At 42.7% G+C, this 18,328-nt stretch carries 10 protein-coding genes; 1 reads left to right on the plus strand and 9 read right to left on the minus strand.

All coding sequences use genetic code 11. From position 1 onward, the window contains the following. The first annotated feature begins 10 nt into the window (after positions 1-10). Positions 11-505: a peptidylprolyl isomerase gene (locus tag ACRN9H_RS00385; protein ID WP_220774664.1), complete on the plus strand. Its 495-nt coding sequence runs from the start codon at positions 11-13 to the stop codon at positions 503-505. An 852-nt stretch (positions 506-1,357) separates the two neighbouring features. Here the strand turns inward: ACRN9H_RS00385 and ACRN9H_RS00390 are convergent. From ACRN9H_RS00390 to pepN, 9 genes are all read right to left on the minus strand, one after another. After that, positions 1,358-1,891, minus strand: a complete 534-nt coding sequence (locus ACRN9H_RS00390; protein ID WP_248937950.1) for a cell division protein ZapC — start codon at positions 1,889-1,891, stop codon at positions 1,358-1,360. Positions 1,892-2,089: 198 nt separating this feature from the next. Beyond that, positions 2,090-3,109, minus strand: coding sequence for a quinone-dependent dihydroorotate dehydrogenase (pyrD, locus tag ACRN9H_RS00395; protein WP_432311976.1), 1,020 nt, complete (start codon positions 3,107-3,109; stop codon positions 2,090-2,092). 62 nt (positions 3,110-3,171) lie between these two features. Next, positions 3,172-8,016 carry an NAD-glutamate dehydrogenase gene (locus ACRN9H_RS00400; protein ID WP_432311977.1) on the minus strand — a complete coding sequence of 1,615 codons (4,845 nt, stop codon included), beginning with the start codon at positions 8,014-8,016 and terminating at the stop codon, positions 3,172-3,174. Positions 8,017-8,282: 266 nt separating this feature from the next. Then, positions 8,283-10,598 (minus strand): efflux RND transporter permease subunit, encoded by a 2,316-nt coding sequence (locus ACRN9H_RS00405; RefSeq protein ID WP_432311978.1) that lies wholly within the window; start codon positions 10,596-10,598, stop codon positions 8,283-8,285. 32 nt (positions 10,599-10,630) lie between these two features. Beyond that, the gene (locus ACRN9H_RS00410) at positions 10,631-11,647 is read right to left on the minus strand and encodes a YCF48-related protein (RefSeq protein WP_432311979.1); all 1,017 of its coding nucleotides are present in this window, start codon (positions 11,645-11,647) and stop codon (positions 10,631-10,633) included. A 54-nt stretch (positions 11,648-11,701) separates the two neighbouring features. Continuing rightward, positions 11,702-13,066, minus strand: coding sequence for a DUF1329 domain-containing protein (locus tag ACRN9H_RS00415; protein WP_220774433.1), 1,365 nt, complete (start codon positions 13,064-13,066; stop codon positions 11,702-11,704). A 13-nt stretch (positions 13,067-13,079) separates the two neighbouring features. Next, positions 13,080-15,122, minus strand: coding sequence for a DUF1302 domain-containing protein (locus ACRN9H_RS00420; protein ID WP_432311980.1), 2,043 nt, complete (start codon positions 15,120-15,122; stop codon positions 13,080-13,082). A gap of 337 nt (positions 15,123-15,459) precedes the next feature. After that, positions 15,460-15,675 (minus strand): DUF2835 domain-containing protein, encoded by a 216-nt coding sequence (locus ACRN9H_RS00425; RefSeq protein ID WP_432311981.1) that lies wholly within the window; start codon positions 15,673-15,675, stop codon positions 15,460-15,462. Positions 15,676-15,717: 42 nt separating this feature from the next. Further along, entirely contained in the window at positions 15,718-18,267 is a 2,550-nt protein-coding gene (pepN, locus tag ACRN9H_RS00430) for an aminopeptidase N (protein WP_432311982.1), read from the minus strand. Positions 18,268-18,328 lie beyond the last annotated feature (61 nt).

Consider the following 18,328-nt stretch of genomic DNA (forward strand, 5'->3'; position numbering starts at 1 on the left):
AGATATTTGTATGATTACATTCAGCACCAATTTAGGCGACATCACTATAGAACTTGATTTTGAGCATGCGCCTGTAAGTTCAAAAAACTTTGTGCGTTATTGCGAAGAAGGTTTTTTTGAACACACGATTTTTCATCGTGTGATCAAAGGCTTTATGATCCAAGGTGGCGGCTTTACTGCAAAAATGAAAGAAAAGCCGACCCATGAGCCTATCGTCAACGAAGCCAATAAAGGCTTAAGCAACACCTTAGGCACAATCGCCATGGCGCGTACCGATGCACCTCACTCTGCTACCGCTCAATTTTTTATTAACACTGCCAATAACGACTTTTTAGATCACACCGCCACCACCAATAATGGTTGGGGTTATGCGGTATTTGGTAAGGTCACGGCGGGAATGGACATTATCCAGCAGATTGAGAAAGTCAAAACCACCACAGTGGCAGGTCACGAAGACGTACCTCGCGAGCCCATTGTGATTGAAAAGGTGACGATTAACCTCTAATAGCAGGTTCAATCACCTAAACTCTGGATAAGCTCTGCAGCTGTACAGGTTATTTCTCCCCGATCTAGATTAAGTTTGCGACTAATTAGCCCACTATTAGCCGCAAACTTGCTTTGACAATAAAATTAATCCGTTACCACAGCCACGACCCTGAGTTCAGGTTAGCGCAATCATGTCCCCCAAAATTGACAACCGAATAATACCAATCGTATTAACTATCTGTTCATTCAGCGGGAGTTCAACGCGCTTTAGACAAGGCGAAGGCTTGAAGGCATAGTGGTGCTCTGTCAAAAGCCTTAAACGCAGTATAAAGGCTTTGCCTGCAGTTAAACCAGCCGCCCTTTGGGAGCCTCACAGGTATCTCACTCTCGTGTTACATTGCTTAACATGGAATAACCATTTCTGCGTCAATGTGCCTAGGATTGAAATACCTGTGAGGCTCTGAACTGTTAAGATATTTAATGTGATTCATATAAGAGCTAAGCTGGCAGCCAACAACCCACAGATAGCCAACATGACTCGATAATATTTAAGATAGAATTTGAGCTAGTATTCGAGAGAGTATTTAGTGATAAGAAATTAGCTGGAGTTTGCAGTGAGATTTTAAAATCAAAGGGGAATAAATCGTTCATCGTTTACAATGGGTATAAGACCTATCACTTTGTAGTGACATAATAAATTGGGTCATCACAATGAATTACAAATAACGGGTATTTCTTTATTTGATAATTGGTTAAACGCTGTACTTACAATGCGCGCCCAAGAAAGTATAGATAAGCTTTTAGTCGCTGAATATTTTAATCGCTATAAGTTAATGGCTCTAGGTTAAGAGCGGTAACAAAGCGTAATGATTTATGCTGCAACCACATGACGCTGAGCGCGTAGTGGATGTAAACGATTATGCATCACTTTAATCGTTTCAAACTGCACCATGGTTTTAGCGCCCGATAAAACGCACTCAGGTGACAATAACATCACTAACGCTGACTGTAGGGTATTTTCAATGACTAACGCGAGCACTCTTTGCTTTTGGCATTTAAGCTCAAATACTTTACCGACATCGCTATAAACACACACGTCACTGTTATCAAAAAACCAAGATTTAGGCATTTGTGGCGTCAACATAAAATGTGCCGCAGTAGCATTGAGTGCAATTTGGACAATCGCAGCATCTGTCAAAGATAAGGCTTTAGGTAATTTATCAATCAAACTCATATAAAATTTGGCGTGTGCAATACTAAATTCCATGCCAGATAATGCATCTGGAATGAGTAATTTCGCTTTATAAGCCGTCAGAAACTCTATTTCGGAACCTAACGATACGCCTAATAAACCATAGGAATCGTTATATTTCCATTGCCAATCCTTTTGCGGCATTAATAACATAACATTGACCCAATATTTGAACACTGGAACATATTAGTAGATATTTTATCCAATATCAAAATAAAAATAATAAAATAGAAATTATTTAACAGCGAGTTAGCTTTAATGCAGTATGATCTTAACAGCGATCTAAGGATCTTCTTAGATCGCTGTGATTAAAAAGATCTTATTAAGATCGTTATATTGATCATCAGATGATTATTTCAGGCGATAAGCATCAACGATTTCTTTAATGAGTTTCGGACCTTGATAAATAAAACCTGAATAAATCTGTACCATAGTGGCACCCGCATCAAATTTTGCCAGCGCATCTTCTGCGTTATTAATTCCGCCGACACCAATAATCGGGATCCGGCCTTTTAAACATACCGCTAATTGTTTGATCACCTTAGTAGACAGTTCTGTCAAGGGTTTACCACTTAAGCCACCACTTTCATTCGCATTAACCAAGCCGCTAACACCATCACGCGTTAACGTTGTGTTTGTCGCAATGGCACCATCAAATTTATTATTAATCAAAGCTTGTGCAATATTTTCTATTTCTTCGCTGGTTAAATCCGGTGCAATTTTAAGCGCTATGGGTACGTACTTTTTATGTTTTTCAGCCAGCTCAAGTTGCTTAGTTTTAATCGCACTCAACAGTTCATCTAATAGATCGCCATATTGTAGCGATCGTAATCCTGGGGTATTAGGTGATGAAATATTCACCGCAATATAGGCGGCATGCAGATACACCTTGTCCATACAGATCAAATAATCATCTTTGCCCTGTTCAACGGGCGTGTCTTTATTTTTGCCAATATTAACGCCAACCATAATATCGGTCTTCTTCGCGAGCAAATTTTTGACTAAGTTATCGACACCTTTATTATTAAATCCCATACGATTAATAATACCTTTAGCAGGCTTTAACCTAAATAAACGGGGTAAATCATTGCCTGGTTGTGGCCTTGGTGTCACGGTCCCTACTTCGATATGGCCAAAGCCCATCGCATGAAAAGCATCAATCGATTCACCGTCTTTGTCCATACCCGCTGCAAGCCCCACAGGATTAGGAAACGTTAATCCCATAAAGGTAACTGGCGCCGGTGTAATGTGTTGGCTATAAAAACAAGTTAATGGGCTATTGCTGGTCATGTGCAAACCACCAATGGCGAGATTATGCGCTCGCTCAGGATCCATCTGAAACATGATTTTCTGCGCGATTTTATAGAACATAGATTTTCCTCAGCCTAAAAAAAGCCCCGGCTATCGCCAGGGCTTTTTATAATAATAAAAGTTTACTTTTGACCTTCACACTGAAGGATCATCAGATTAAGTTCACGTAGGGCGACGGAGAACTTAGCAAACTCATGGTTTTGCGATGTTTTGAAATCAGCGAGCATATGCAACCATCTCTCAAGCAGCGTTTGGTTGGTTTCAACCCACTGTGAAATCACGGTTTGCGCATCACAGCTTTCGCTACAGGTTCTTAATACCACTGAACTTAGTGCGCGTTGCTGCCAATCTAACTCTTCTCTAAAGGCTGCACGAGCAAGTGCCTGCCAATGGTTAGCGACAGGTTGGGCACTAATCTGCTCTAGGAACCAATGTAGCTCAATACGCGCACCCAGTTTAAAGTAGGTTTCAGCAACAAGAGCAACACTGCGGCTTTCTGCTTGCGCAATTTGTGCAATATCAAGCGCAGAGAACAACGTGCTCATGTTAGCAACAACCGTAGCAAGATCTTGCGGTACATTCTCTTTGACCAAAGCATTGATCTCAGTTTGAATACCCGCAACTTCATCTTCTGCTAGATATAAATGCACATTGGCTTTTAGTTGTTCAAATACCGGCTTGAAGAAAGCAACGGTTTGTTCAATGCTCGATGCGCGGTTACGATGACGTAAGAACCAGCGACATGCACGGCGCATATTACGACGTAACTGGTGCAACATCTCACCTTGAACAACGGCTGGAACGATACCATTTAAATGGGTAATCGATTCAGTTAACTCAGCTAAACCAAACACTTCGCGAGCCATAGTGTAACAAATTGCCGCATCAGCAACTGAGGCCCCCGTCTCATCTTGCATACGCTGAACAAAGTTAAGCCCCATATCATTAACAATTTCATTGGCTAATGAAGTTGCAATAATTTCACCGCGTAATGGGTGTGTGGCCATTCTGTCGCTGTATTTTTCCTGAAGTTTTTTCGGGAAGTAAGCAATTAATAATTGGCTTAACAAGCTATCTTCGGTGATTTCAGGAGTCACTAATTGCTCTTTTAGCACCATTTTAGAATAAGCGCCTAGTACCGCCAGCTCAGGACGCGTTAATGAGCGACCATTGGCTAAACGTTCAGCGAGTTCATCATCAGATGGTAAGAACTCTAATGCCCTATCTAACTTACCTTCTTTTTCAAGGTATTGAATAAAGCGTATTTGTTCTTTTAACTGCTCAGCACCACGTACTTGGGTAACAGAAAGCGTGCGGGTTTGATCCTGACAATCCTGTAACACGATTTGACGTACTTCTTCCGTCATTTCTTCCAGCAAACGGTTACGCTGCTTCAGCGTCATTTCGCCATCGTGCACTAACGCATTTAATAGAATTTTGATGTTGACTTCATTATCTGAACAGTCAACGCCACCGACGTTATCCACAAAATCTGTGTTAATTCGGCCACCGTTCATCGCGTATTCAATACGGCCTAATTGAGTGCAACCTAAGTTACCACCCTCGCCGACTATCTTAGCGCGCAGTTCACCGCCGTTAACACGCAGTGCATCGTTAGCACGATCGCCCACTTCTGCATGTGTTTCGCGAGACGATTTAATATAAGTACCAATGCCGCCGTTCCAAATAAGATCAACAGGCATTTTCAGCAGTTCTTTCATCAGCTCAGTGGGAGTCATAGAGGTTTTCTCTGTGGCTAACATCTGCTGTATTTCTGCTGATAGCGGAATTGATTTAGATGAGCGTAGGAAAATCCCGCCACCTTTTGAAATCAACTTAAGGTTGTAATCTTCCCAGCTTGAACGGGGTAGTGCGAATAAACGCGCTCGTTCAGCGTGGCTTAGCGCCGTATCTGGATTAGGATCAATAAAGATATGCATGTGGTTAAATGCAGCCACTAACTTAGTGTGCTCAGACAACAACATACCGTTACCGAATACGTCGCCCGCCATGTCACCAATACCGATACAGGTAAAGTCTGTGGTTTGACAATCAATGCCCACTTCGCGGAAGTGGCGCTTAACCGATTCCCATCCACCTCTGGCGGTGATGCCCATTTTCTTATGGTCGTAACCGTTACTGCCACCCGATGCAAATGCATCACCTAACCAAAAACCGTATTCAATGGCGATTGAGTTAGCAATATCAGAGAAGGTCGCGGTGCCTTTATCGGCTGCCACCACTAAATATGGGTCATCTTCATCGTGACGAATGACATCAAGCGGATGGACAATTTCACCATTAACGATGTTATCGGTAATATCCAGTAATGCACGAATGAATAAGCGATAACAATCTTGACCTTCAGTGAAGAAGGCTTCACGACCACCTTCTGTAGGCAATTGTTTACAAACGAAACCACCTTTTGCACCCACAGGTACAATAACGGTGTTTTTCACTTGCTGCGCTTTAACCAAACCTAATACTTCGGTACGGAAATCTTCACGACGGTCTGACCAACGCAAACCGCCACGAGCCACTTTGCCGTAACGTAAATGCACACCTTCAACCCGTGGCGAATAAACGAATATTTCGAATTTCGGCAATGGACGTGGCATTTCAGGGATCATCGAAGGCATAAATTTAAACGAGATATAACTCTTCGCTTCGCCTTTCGCATCCTGTTGATAAAAGTTAGTGCGTACGGTGGCATTAATCAGGTCTAAATAACGACGAATAATACGGTCATCATCTAAGCTAGACACTTCGTCTAAACGAAGATTAATTTGTTCCATAAACTTGCCCAGTGTGCGGGTTTTTAGTTTAGGATTAAATTTACGGACAAACATTTTAACCAGCAAATCAGCGATTTGTGGATAACGTCCGAAGGTTTCTTCAATATAGGCTTGGCTAAATGTGGCGTCGATTTGGCGCATATATTTAGCATAAGCACGTAATACTGAAACTTCACGACCCGTTAAACCTGACGCCAGAATAATACGGTTGAAACCGTCATCTTCTAATTTCTTTTGCCACACTTGTGACAATGCAGTTTGGAATCTGTCTTGGCTATCGGCGATATTGTCTGTGTTGACAACTTTAACTGTCATCAAGAAGTCTAAAATCCAGAAGGTAGAACCGTCTGAGGTTTTCACTTCATATGGACGCTCGTTAATCACGCGCAGACCAAAATTTTCCAACATAGGTAACACGTCAGACAGATGAATTGGCTCATCTTTATGGAATAGTTTCAAGCGTACTTTGTTGTCATTCAACGCAGCTTCCTGCGGTTGATAGAACAACATGCCCAGTTTGTGCTCGTCATCCAGCGCTTCAAGCTGCTGCATGTCAACGACAGCAGAGCTTGGCAATACGTCTTCTTTATAGCTTTGCTCAAACGCATTAAAATAACGTTTAGTCAGATGCGTACCGGCTTCTTCGCCCAGTGCACTGTTAAGCGCAGTGCTTAACTTATCTTCCCATGAACGCGCCGCTTCGATTAAATTGTTTTCTATGGCAGCCACATCTACATCCATATTATTGTTATCAACTTTAACGATGTAGTGAGTACGGGCAAGCGTTGACTCGGAAAAATAAGTCGTAAACTCTACATCTTCTTTGCTGTTAAAATGCTGAGCCAAAATACGTTGAGTATCTTGGCGAAGTTTAGTGTTGTAACGATCTTTGGCAACATACACTAAACAAGATAAGAAACGGCCGAAACCATCTTTGCGCACAAAGAGTTTCAACTTGTCTCTGTCTTGCATTTCTAGCACGCCGTGCGCCATATGTGCTAAATCATCCACATTGGCTTGAATTAGCTCGTCACGAGGCAAATTCTCCAGGATGTTTAGCAAGGCTTTATAGTCGTGTGAACGTGGGGTTAAGCCTGAATGATCTAATACGCGCTGCACTTTCTCATTCAGTAATGGGATTTCACGTGGACTACGATTATAGAGGTTTGATGCATATAAGCCGATAAATCTATCCTCACCGACCACATTGCCTTGCTTATCAAAACGCTTGATGCCGATATAATCAACATAGGCTGGACGATGTACGCGGCTCTTGGCACTGCTCTTAGTGAGGATCAGCAAACTATGATCTAACGCTTCTTTACGAGCACTATCAGAGAAGCTAGATAGCAACAAACCTTGTTCTGGCTGAGCTTTAGTGTGCTTGTTCATCAAACCTAAACTAGAGGCGATATTTGGCACTAACTCTACGTCACCTTCGACACGCTTTAAATCGTATTGACGGTAACCTAATAAGGTAAAATGATGATTATTCAAGTAAGTTAAGAAGTTAATCGCTTCTTCTAACTCTTGCTTCTCACCTGGGAATGGACGTTTAGGTAAGTCCTTGATTGTCTCACTTAGCTTAGCCGACATGGCTTCCCAGTCGTTGACTGATGCGGCAACATCGGTAAGTACTGATTGAATTTCGCGCTCTAATGCTTTGATATCAACGGTACTGCTTTGACGGTCGATTTCAATCAAGAAAACGGCAACTTGTTCAGTGCTTTCAGGACTCTGATTAAGATAAGTTACACTTCTTACACCGCTTTCTGAACGCTCAATAGCCAGTGGTGTATGTAACATCATATGAGCCGTAATACCCATACGATTCAATGCCATACCAACTGAATCTACCAAGAATGGCATGTCAGGTTGGATAACTTCAATGATCGAGTGGGTAGATTGCCAGCCGTGTTTGGCTTGGCTAGGGTTGAACACTCGTAGGTGAGTGTTACCTTTGGGCGTTTTGTTCAGTGCGTTCCATAAACTGAGAACCGCACCGTATAAATCACTGTCATTACGCGCATTCAGATCGTCTTTTGACATGTGGGCATAAAGGCAGGTGGCGAACTGTTCAACTTGCTTGGCTTGTGAATTAGGGACTTTAGCGTGAATTAAACTGACTACCTTTTCAAGTAGTACTGAAGGCATTGCATCTTTCAAGGCCATGTTGCTGTTTCCTTAAGCGTCTATGGCAGCGCTTTTTTCATTATTTGGATGCTTCGGCTTAATAATCTCAGATTAATTTAGTGTGATCTGGATCATCGGGCAAAGTCTATTACTAAACTCACTGTAATTCGAGGAAAATTTTAGTGGTACATCCTGTTGAAACCCAGTATTGACGTAAACCCACAATAAGATATGACCAAATAATCGATAAAGCAGACTAAGTATTCAAAAGCAAATGGGGAGCTCATGCTCCCCATTGATAGACCCTACTTAGGTTGGCGCCAGAAAACAGCGGCCAATGCCGGCAAGATAATGATTGCACCGAGCATATTTACCACAAACATAAATGTTAACAATATCCCCATATCCATTTGGAATTTAAGTGCGGAGAAGAACCAAGTACTCACACCAATCGCTAACGTTAAGCCCGTAAAAATCACTGCACTGCCTCGCTCGACCAATGCCTCATAGTAAGCTTGCTGCACTGGCATCCCCTCTGACAGTTTAGGCGACATGGTCGAAAGGATATAAATACCATAGTCCACACCGATACCTACGCCAAGAGCAATAACAGGTAATGTACTGACAGCTAAGCCAATATCGAGTTGAGTCATCAAGGCTTGTGCCAATGTCGACACCACATAAAGTGGAATAATGACCGCAATCGTCGCTTTAAGAGATTTAAAGCTGATTAAGCAGAGTACAAACACGGCTCCATAGACGTACAACATCATAGGTAACTGCGCCTGCGCCACCGCTTCGTTGGTTGCGGCCATTACGCCCACAGGTCCGGATGCCAATTTGAACTGCAACTTATCGTTATCCATTTTAGCGGCAACAGCTTTGACTTTAGCAATGACAGTTTCAATAGTTTCAGCCTTATGATCTTTCATAAATAGATACACAGGCATCACAGAGCAATCACTATTTAACAAACCCGAGGTAGTCGGAATTTGGCCAATGGCCTGTACTAAGCTTGCGGTTGTGCGTGGCAGCACTTCCCACCTTGGATTACCTTCGTTAAAACCTGCGTTCACTTTTTTAGCCACTGAGGCCAAGCTCACTGTCGATTCAACTCCGGGAGTATTACGCACTAACCATTCAAACTCATCAATTTGCGTCAGTACATCATGATAAGTACAAGCCTCAGGCGCCGCCTCAACAATCACAGTCATGACATCTGTGGTAATAGAAAAATGGTCTGTAATAAAGAAGGTGTCTAAGTTATAACGTGAATCTTGATGTAACGCTGGTGCCCCGCCCTGTAAGTCACCAATCTTCATCTGATTTGCTTGTTGTAAGCCGATAAAATACAGCACCACAGTCGCAATGATCACTACCACAGCATATTTAGGTGTCGCAAACCGCGCTAAGAAACGCCAAATGGCCTCACTGCGAACTTCTTCTGTCGTCCGTACAGCATGTTTGCTAACTTTAATATCAGTAAAAGAAATCACTAAGGGTAATAGGATAAGGTTAGTGAAAATAATCACGCCGACACCCAATGATGCCGAAATTGCCAGCTCGCGAATAATACCAATATCAATAGATAAAAGAGTAATAAAGCCAACAGTATCAGACAGTAATGCCACGCCACCCGGTACTAATAAACTGCGAAATGCTGATGCTGCCGCCGCTTTTGTGGTTTGCCCGTCGATAACCCGGCGTCTCACCGCATTAATAATCTGCACTCCATGGCTCACCCCTATGGCGAACACCAAAAAAGGCACTAGAATCGACATAGGATCGAGACCAAACCCTATCACAGTCAATAAACCGAGCTGCCATACCACGGCCGTTAAGCTACAGACGAGGGGTAAAATAGTCAGAATAAGCGATTTAGAAAAGAGGTAGACCATAATGGCCGTGATCAAAATCGCGATCACAAAGAACAGCAATACGCCCTTAGCGCCATCGGCCACATCGCCAGCCATTTTGGCAAAACCGATAATATGAATTTTGACTTTGTCGGTTTCAAACTTGCCCCTCAGCTCTTTTTCGAGCTGCGCCGCAAAGGCGATGGTATCGAGCGGTTTTCCCGTTTGTGGATCAAAATCCATTAACTGCGCCGACACCATGGCTGCACTGTAATCGTTGGCAATTAACCGGCCGACAATCCCTGCTTTTTCAATATTATCGCGAACCGTTTCTAACCCAGACACTGAAGTTGAAAAATCCGCTGGAATAACAGGCCCGCCAGCAAAACCATCCTCAACGACTTCAGTAAAACGAGTCGAAGGCGAAAAAATTGATTTCACCTGCGCACGATCAACCCCTGGAATAAAAAACAGCTGATCATGCACATTTTTTAAGGTATCAAAATAGTTAGCATTAAAAATATTACCGCTAGTATCCTCCACCGCCACCATAATGCTGTTGGCACCACCAAAATCTTTTTGGTGTTTCAGGTAGGTCTGCATATAACTGTGATGCAGTGGAATATTCTTAATAAAAGCGGCATCCATTTTGAGCTGACTGGCTTGATAGCCTAAAAACAACGTCAAAAATACAAAAATACCGACAACCCACGCGCGGTTGCGAAATAAAAATGACTCAAATCCGTTGACCAGTTTCTCTAACATCTTCTCGGCCCTGTTATTGTTGTTTTAAAATTTTATGGCTTAAGAATAAACAATCCTTGGCTGCCAGATAACCATATATCACCTTGATTATCCTTCGCAATTGAGACTAAGTTTTCCCCTTGGCGACGAGTGACAATACTGCTGCTATCGTCTTTATTCAGTTTTATGACAATCCCCGCATTGCCAACTAAATACAGTGTATCGTCAGCGGCTGACATAGCCCCATTGATTGATGATTGCACTGGTAATGTGATTTCAGTCCATTGGCTTAAGCTCATGTCAGCCTTAAATAAATGTCCTCTGAGGCCCATGACATACACAGCATCTTGGGTTTCTATGGCGTTGAACATAGAACCATCGTAATCAAAGCTGGTACGGGTAAATGTTTTACCTTGATCGCTAGACATGGCCACTAACCCCAACTCACCAACCAGTAATAAACGCCCGTCGGTTAAGGTTAATAAACGATTAAAGTGCGGTAATAAAGACGTACGCGCACTCAAATAAGCAGCTGAGTCGCTATCTTTTAATTCCGCTAAATAGGCCACATCTTCCTCAGCTAAAAGTTCTGCATGAAACTCATCGCTCCAATGTGCGCCGCCATCACTAGTGCGATAAAACAAACCATAAGCACCAATGGCAATGCCATGGTTTTCACTTAAAAACACCACATCGAGGAAAGGTTTTTCAATCTCGGGCGAGTGCATCTGCTGCAGCCAAGTTTGGCCACCATCTTGAGTATGCAAAATGGTCGCGTCATGACCTACGGCCCAACCCCGTTTTTGATCAATAAAAAATACTTTTGTCAGCTGCGAGCTAACAGGTGTTGCGACTTGTTGCCAACTGCCGTCATATACTAATACATGACCGCGTTCACCCACAGCGACTAAACCTTTACCAACATTGGCAATATCTAAAATTAAAGATGATGCGGCAAGTGGTTGAATTTGAGAAAAAAGCGGATCTGAGGGAGAAGCAGATAGCGTAGAAGGAAAAAAAGCGCTACCCAAACTGAATACAGCAACACACTGAAGGATGCGAAACGACATACAAACTTCCTTAAAAAAATGAGGGGCGCAAAGCGCCCCTTAATACATGGCTTATTAACGAATCCCTTCACGACGCAATGCATCGGGGGTAAAGTTAGCTTCAGTCAATTTGGCATCGAAGTTATACATACCACTTTGATTGTCTAAGCCCATAGCGAGATAGCGACGAGATTGCAAATCATGGAACACTTCTAACGTATCCCATTGAGTCGGCACTTCGTAGTAATTCAAGCCATGTGCAACAGCCACACGATACAATTGATCACGGTTATCGTAGAGATCAGCAATCGATACTTGCCATGAGTCTTCATCAAGGTACATGTCGCGTACTTTGTAAATGTGGCGCATACCGTCTTTCAACGTCGCCTTCACTTGCCATACACGGTGTTTTTCCCAACGCACATATTCAGGATTCACGTGACCCGGTTTTAATATTTGGTCATATTTCAGCTTGTCTGAGTGCAATTTATAATCGTTATACGGAATATAAATTTCTTTTTTTCCAACAAGCTCCCAGTTATAACGCGATGGAGAGCCGTTAAACATATCTAAGTCATCGGTAGTACGTAGACCATCAGACACTGTACCTGGGGTATCAAACGCGACGTTAGGCGCTTTACGTACACGACGTTGACCTGTGTTATAGGTCCAGGCTTGACGAGGCAAAGCCTCCTGATCCATGGTTTCTTTGACTAACAACGCGGTTCCAGCTAGACGCGCAGGCTGGGTGACCACTTGCTTAAAGTAAAACAAAGTATTGCTAGCTTTAAGTTGTTCGAGGGTAATTTCAGGACGTGAGTATTCAAATCGAATTTCTTCGGCTGTTTCTACTAAGCTGTAGCTACCATCAGCTGTCGGGGCAGCTTGGCTACGTGAAGTCTCGATTTCAACGCCACGAAAACGTAAAATATGGTTCCAAATTGCCTCTAAGCCATTTGCAGGGATCGGAAATGGAATACCAATCATAGCACCTGAAATTCCATTACCCTGTGAAATCAGTTCAGCCCGAGTCGCATTGGCCTTAGTTGCATCGTAAACATATTGCGGCACAGATGCACTACGACGAGTTTGATAGACATTCATCTTGTAGGTTTCAGGATAAAGTTCGAATAACTTCATCTGACCAGGCGTTAAAAAGTCTTTATATTGCGCTTTATTGGCATTGGTAATAGTAAATTCAATCTTATCTTCAGGGAAAGGATCGGGATGATGCATTCCCTTGGTATAACCCGCAACAGGTTTGGTAATACCCCCATCCCATGCCGGAATGGAACCATCAGCATTACCAGCTTTTTCAGCACCCAAAGGTGTTAATTCATTGCCAAGTTTAGCTGCATCGGTTTCAGAAATTTTCGCCGTAGCCACTGGCACAACAAGTGCCATCATCACAGCGCTCGCCAATATCGTCAGTTTCTTCATTGTTTGAGTCCTTTTAGATCGAATACTTGATATTGAATGAAACATAATCACGATCTGCCATCGCATTTGTCGTACCGACACCGCCAAAGAAATTGTTATAGGAGATATCTGCCCCCCAACGGTTTTGATAATCGAAGTTAACACCTAGTGCGACGGACTTACGTCCTTCAGTGAACAGGAACATAGGATCAGGAGTGATACCGTCAACGTCATGGGAGAAAATCATGCGTGGTGACATATTGACCCCAGCGAATACGTTGTTGAAATCAGCTTTAGCGACTAAACGGTAACCCCATGCAAAATCAGTTGGGAAAGGGTTAGTTTCAGGGCCGTTATGCAGTGCTTGAATAATCCCCGGCATATCTGGATTACCACCAGAACGAGATGTACCAGGACCATTGAGACGCAGTTCATCAAAACCTGGCATATCGTGGATCCATACACCACCGACTTCGGCCAGCATAGTCAAATTATCTAACCCTAAGGTTGGGCCGAATAAATGAGTAAACGTCATCTGTGCCTGAGTGGTATCAAGACGAATAAAGCCATCCACGGTTTCACCCGGTTGAACATCTTTAATCTGTGAAATACCATCAAGATCAGGACGAAGCCCCGCATTGGCTAACTGCTGTGGCATACCGGCAAACAATAATTCAACGTCATCGATTTGCAACGGTTCATCTTGACGATGGGAAATTTCGCCCGCGACAGAGGTATCACCAATCAGCGTGTTGAAACTCAAACCATATAGTTTAATATCTTCTGGATAGACGACTTGCGCCTTAGAAAAACTCTTCAAACTCAATAGTAATTCGCGGTTAATATCTCCAGCGCTTTGTCCTAGTACGGCCAAATCAGATAACAATGCGCCCGTACTAAAATCAGCAGCCGTACCACTAATAAGCGGACGACGGCTATGGTAATTCATAAAATAGAGACCAAATTCAGTTTCACCCAGTTCTGGCGCATAATAGCCGAGCTTGATACCGTATTGTCCATCATCGCTGGGTTTTTCTTCATCCTGCACCAGTGTCACTTTAGTGGGATAAGCTAAAGCCATAGACACTAACTGCTGCGTTGAAATCGATTGACCGCTGGCGATCATACCCGCTAGAAGCTCATATTCCTGAGTCATGAAATCTAAATTAATATCGGGGTTAGCATTAAATCCAAGCTGGGCATTCTGTGCATAACCGCCATAACCCACAAAATCATTTGTAGCAAAGATAGAACCCGCTGTTGGCACCCAAATAGGTTGCCAATCATACTGATAGAAAGCTTCTACCGTGAGTGATTCAGTCAGGCCCAGAGATGCCCATACCATGCCTTGGGGTCTGAATGCTTCTTTTAGCTCAGCACCCGGCGCGTTAAGTATGTTCAAATCCACCGCGTTGATTTCACTAATCCCGTGGGCAATTAAGGTACTCTCACCCCAAGACACCACTTGATTACCAACACGGATTGATAATGGATTAGCACCATCATTCAAATCAAAGTTGCCATACACAAACGCATCTAATAAACGAATATCTTTACATTGAACTTCTGAAGCACGGTTGTCTTCACAAGGGTCAAACTCTTTGCCCGTTAGCGGATCATTGTAATCATAATTACCATCATTGAGTTTACGATCATAGAAATACATGCCACGGGCAAATAAACCGTAGTTTTTGTATTTCAACGATAATTCATGCAAACCTTTAACGATTTCAGAGGTAGTGTCACCTTGAGAATAGAGTAAATTACTTAAATCATTGTTGCTTGAATATGAACCAGGTTGGGCCCAAATATCAGCTGAAGTATATTTTGTATTATTAAATGCACTGTAGTTAGACCAGTCAAACTGAGGTTGATTCACCTTACCAATTTGGCCTTCCCAATCACGCTCACCCACACGCCAACTCGCACCTGCCGTCCAAGTTGAGTCAAATGTGCCTTCAACCTCTCCCCAATTAAACGATATTGCATTAACACTTGGGATCATTAACAAACTCAATGCCGACGCCACCCCCAAAGCAAGCGCCGATTTGTTAAAACTATTTTTAACAATTTTCATTTTAGCTCTCCGTACCCTGCTGGATTTTTGTTTTAGGAATTACAGCCAACATCTTGTTATCTCACAGGCAACAATATTGTTACAGCAATTATTCTCCTTGAGCAAGACACAGTTAGAGATAATTTTCTAAAGAATTAAGCATGTAGGTACATTTGTACTGCAGATTTTTAAGAAGTGATTTAAATTAGGGAAAGGAAGGATAGAATTAGAACCGCAAAAAACATAAAAAAGACTTTAAATTCAACGGTATTATTTTAAATTAGATATCAAAAAATGAGTGTAATAATCAATCGTCCGTTTAAAGTAATTGCTCTAAGTTAAAATCAATAAATTATTGCTAAACTCGATTTAATGAAACAAATTGTCCTTTGTTATCTAAAACTAATTTGAAATAACCCTGAATGCCATTTTCAGTCAAAAAACGCCTAAAATGCCGTGCATTAATCCACAGGATCTTCCCTTGGATTTCACGGACCTCGACTTTATCAGCCCCCCCCTGATAATACGGTAAAAAATCTCGATAACTGATCGATAGTTTAAAATATAATTCCATAACACTAGGGCGGCACTCCTGCCGCCCTCCTCCCACAAACGGTTAGCTTGCCAACGCCTTCGAAACTTTCTCGTACATATCCTTAGATAAATCAGGCAGAGCTAAAAGTTGTCCCAAACAGGCTTTAATCAAGGTTTGACGACCTGAATCAAACTTACGGAACTGGATCAATGGCGTCACCATACGAGCGGCAACCTGTGGATTAAGGTGATTCAGTGCGATTAAACATTCTGTTAAAAACGCATAACCCTTGCCATCCTTACGATGGAACTGATAGATATTACCTGCAGCAAAACTGCCAATCAACGCGCGCACCCGGTTTGGATTGTTCATGCTAAAGCTCTTGTGTTGTTGCAATTGACGGAGGCACTCAATCACCGAATCTGAATCACGGCTAGCCTGCAGCATAAACCATTTATCCATTACCAGAGGCGTATCTTGCCAACGTAATTCGAATACCGACATCAGCTCATCACGACAAGGTAAATCGCCGGTGTTCGCCGCAGTCAGTGCGCCGAGCGAATCCGTCATGTTACTCGCGTTCTCGAACTGAGATATGACTAAATTATTCGCCTCATCCGATACCTTAGCTAACCAAGTTAGGCATTGATTTTTAAGCGATCTTGCCTGAGTTGTATCGACAGCAATCAATGAACGATATAAGCTGATTAATTCATCTTCACAATAGGAAGCCAGCTCTGTTAACACAAATTCACGGGCTAAGGCTAAAGCATCTAAATCAACACTCTCAGTTTGCTCAATCAGAGCAGATGCTGTCGGTATCGCTAATATTTCAGCGATTAACGCAGGATCGAGCTTGGTATCTAGCAATACACCTTTAAAGCTATCGCGCACTCGAGGATCGAGTGTCATGGCTTGTTGCTGTTGTAAGCTAGCCACATTTTGCCAGATAGCTTGGCTTACTAAGGTAACAGAGGCTTCCCAGCGCGCGATTTCACTACTAGCAAAACGCATTAAGTTAACCAGTTGATCAATATCAAAGTCATAGTGTAATTTGACTGGCGCTGAGAAATCTTGCAGTAATGAAGCCACAGGTTTATGGGTTAATCCCTCAAAACTAAACACTTGTTCAGCCTGGGTAAAGTTAAGCACTTCATTCACTAAAGAGTGGCCATTGGCATCTAAGAGTTCAATGCTGAACGGAATATGCAAGGGTGATGGACAGTTTGCGAGACTTTGTTTAAGGGTCAACTGATAAATGCCCGTTTGTGTATCAAAACTGTCCATTGCAATCACAATCGGCGTGCCAGCTTGGCTATACCATAAACGGAATTGAGTTAAATCGACTCCACTAGCATCTTCCATTGCTGCCACGAAATCATCGCAGGTGACAGCTTGGCCATCATGGCGTTTAAAATATAGTTTCATCCCCGCCTGAAACTTTTCTTCACCGAGCAAAGTGTGCATCATACGGATCACTTCGGCGCCCTTATTATACACAGTCACTGTGTAGAAATTATTCATCTCAATCACTGATTCTGGACGAATGGGATGTGACATAGGACCAGAATCTTCGGCAAACTGCTGATTTTTTATGACTTTGATTGCGTGAATGCGATTCACCGCGCGTGAACCTAAATCAGAGCTAAATTCTTGATCGCGAAAAACGGTTAAGCCTTCTTTTAAACTTAACTGGAACCAATCGCGACACGTTACGCGATTTCCAGTCCAATTATGAAAATACTCATGGCCAACTACAGATTCAATACCGTGATAATCATCGTCAGTAGCCGTTAAGGTATCTGCCAGCACATATTTAGTGTTGAAGATATTTAAGCCTTTATTTTCCATGGCGCCCATATTGAAAAAATCAACCGCGACTATCATGTAAATATCTAAATCGTACTCAAGATCAAAACGGCTCTCATCCCATGCCATAGATTTTTTCAGTGACGCCATCGCATGGTGCGCTTTATGTAAATTCCCTCTATCGACAAACACTTGCAAAATCACTTTACGGCGACTGCGAGTGATGAATTCATCTTGCAATAGATCAAAATCGCCAGCGACTAAGGCAAATAAATACGCTGGTTTTGGAAATGGATCTTGCCAGCAAACATAATGGCGCCCGCCATCTAACTCACCTTGATCAATCAAATTACCGTTACTCAGTAAAAACGGAAATACGGCTCTATCGGCTTCGATACGCACTGTGTATTTGGCTAATACATCGGGACGGTCGAGAAAATAAGTAATACGTCTAAAGCCCTCAGCCTCGCATTGTGTGCAATAGGCACCATCAGACATATACAACCCTTCAAGACTCGAATTAGCCTCAGGATCGAGCTTAGTGATGATCTTGAGCTCAAACTCATCAAGCACCGTTTCTAGGACTAACTGACCCGCACTCACATGATACGGTGCAGCCTCGCCATTAACCGTCAGCGAGACGACCGTTAAGTCTTCGCCATCTAACACTAACGCTTGTTGATGTTGAGAAGTGCGTTTTACTCGGCTTATAGCCTGTACTTGAGTTTCTTTGCCAGCCAGATTAAAGGCTAAATCAATGGTTTCTATCGTAAAGAGAGGGGCTTGATAATCTTTTAAGTATTTTGCTTGAGCTTGAGTCATTTTGATCCCTTTAACGCTGATCTAAATAAGAAAAAACGCGCCATAAGCGCGTTTTGATATT

The sequence above is a fragment of the Shewanella sp. MF08487 genome (genome assembly GCF_050848685.1).
Taxonomy (GTDB): Bacteria; Pseudomonadota; Gammaproteobacteria; order Enterobacterales; family Shewanellaceae; genus Shewanella; species Shewanella glacialipiscicola.

Excerpts from the sequence above, each read along its gene's own strand:
- ACRN9H_RS00385 (WP_220774664.1), top strand. The coding sequence starts at position 11 with ATGATTACATTCAGCACCAATTTAGGCGACATCACTATAGAACTTGAT.
- ACRN9H_RS00390 (WP_248937950.1), bottom strand. The coding sequence starts at position 1,891 with ATGTTATTAATGCCGCAAAAGGATTGGCAATGGAAATATAACGATTCC.
- pyrD (WP_432311976.1), bottom strand. The coding sequence starts at position 3,109 with ATGTTCTATAAAATCGCGCAGAAAATCATGTTTCAGATGGATCCTGAG.
- ACRN9H_RS00400 (WP_432311977.1), bottom strand. The coding sequence starts at position 8,016 with ATGGCCTTGAAAGATGCAATGCCTTCAGTACTACTTGAAAAGGTAGTC.
- ACRN9H_RS00405 (WP_432311978.1), bottom strand. The coding sequence starts at position 10,598 with ATGTTAGAGAAACTGGTCAACGGATTTGAGTCATTTTTATTTCGCAAC.
- ACRN9H_RS00410 (WP_432311979.1), bottom strand. The coding sequence starts at position 11,647 with ATGTCGTTTCGCATCCTTCAGTGTGTTGCTGTATTCAGTTTGGGTAGC.
- ACRN9H_RS00415 (WP_220774433.1), bottom strand. The coding sequence starts at position 13,066 with ATGAAGAAACTGACGATATTGGCGAGCGCTGTGATGATGGCACTTGTT.
- ACRN9H_RS00420 (WP_432311980.1), bottom strand. The coding sequence starts at position 15,122 with ATGAAAATTGTTAAAAATAGTTTTAACAAATCGGCGCTTGCTTTGGGG.
- ACRN9H_RS00425 (WP_432311981.1), bottom strand. The coding sequence starts at position 15,675 with ATGGAATTATATTTTAAACTATCGATCAGTTATCGAGATTTTTTACCG.
- pepN (WP_432311982.1), bottom strand. The coding sequence starts at position 18,267 with ATGACTCAAGCTCAAGCAAAATACTTAAAAGATTATCAAGCCCCTCTC.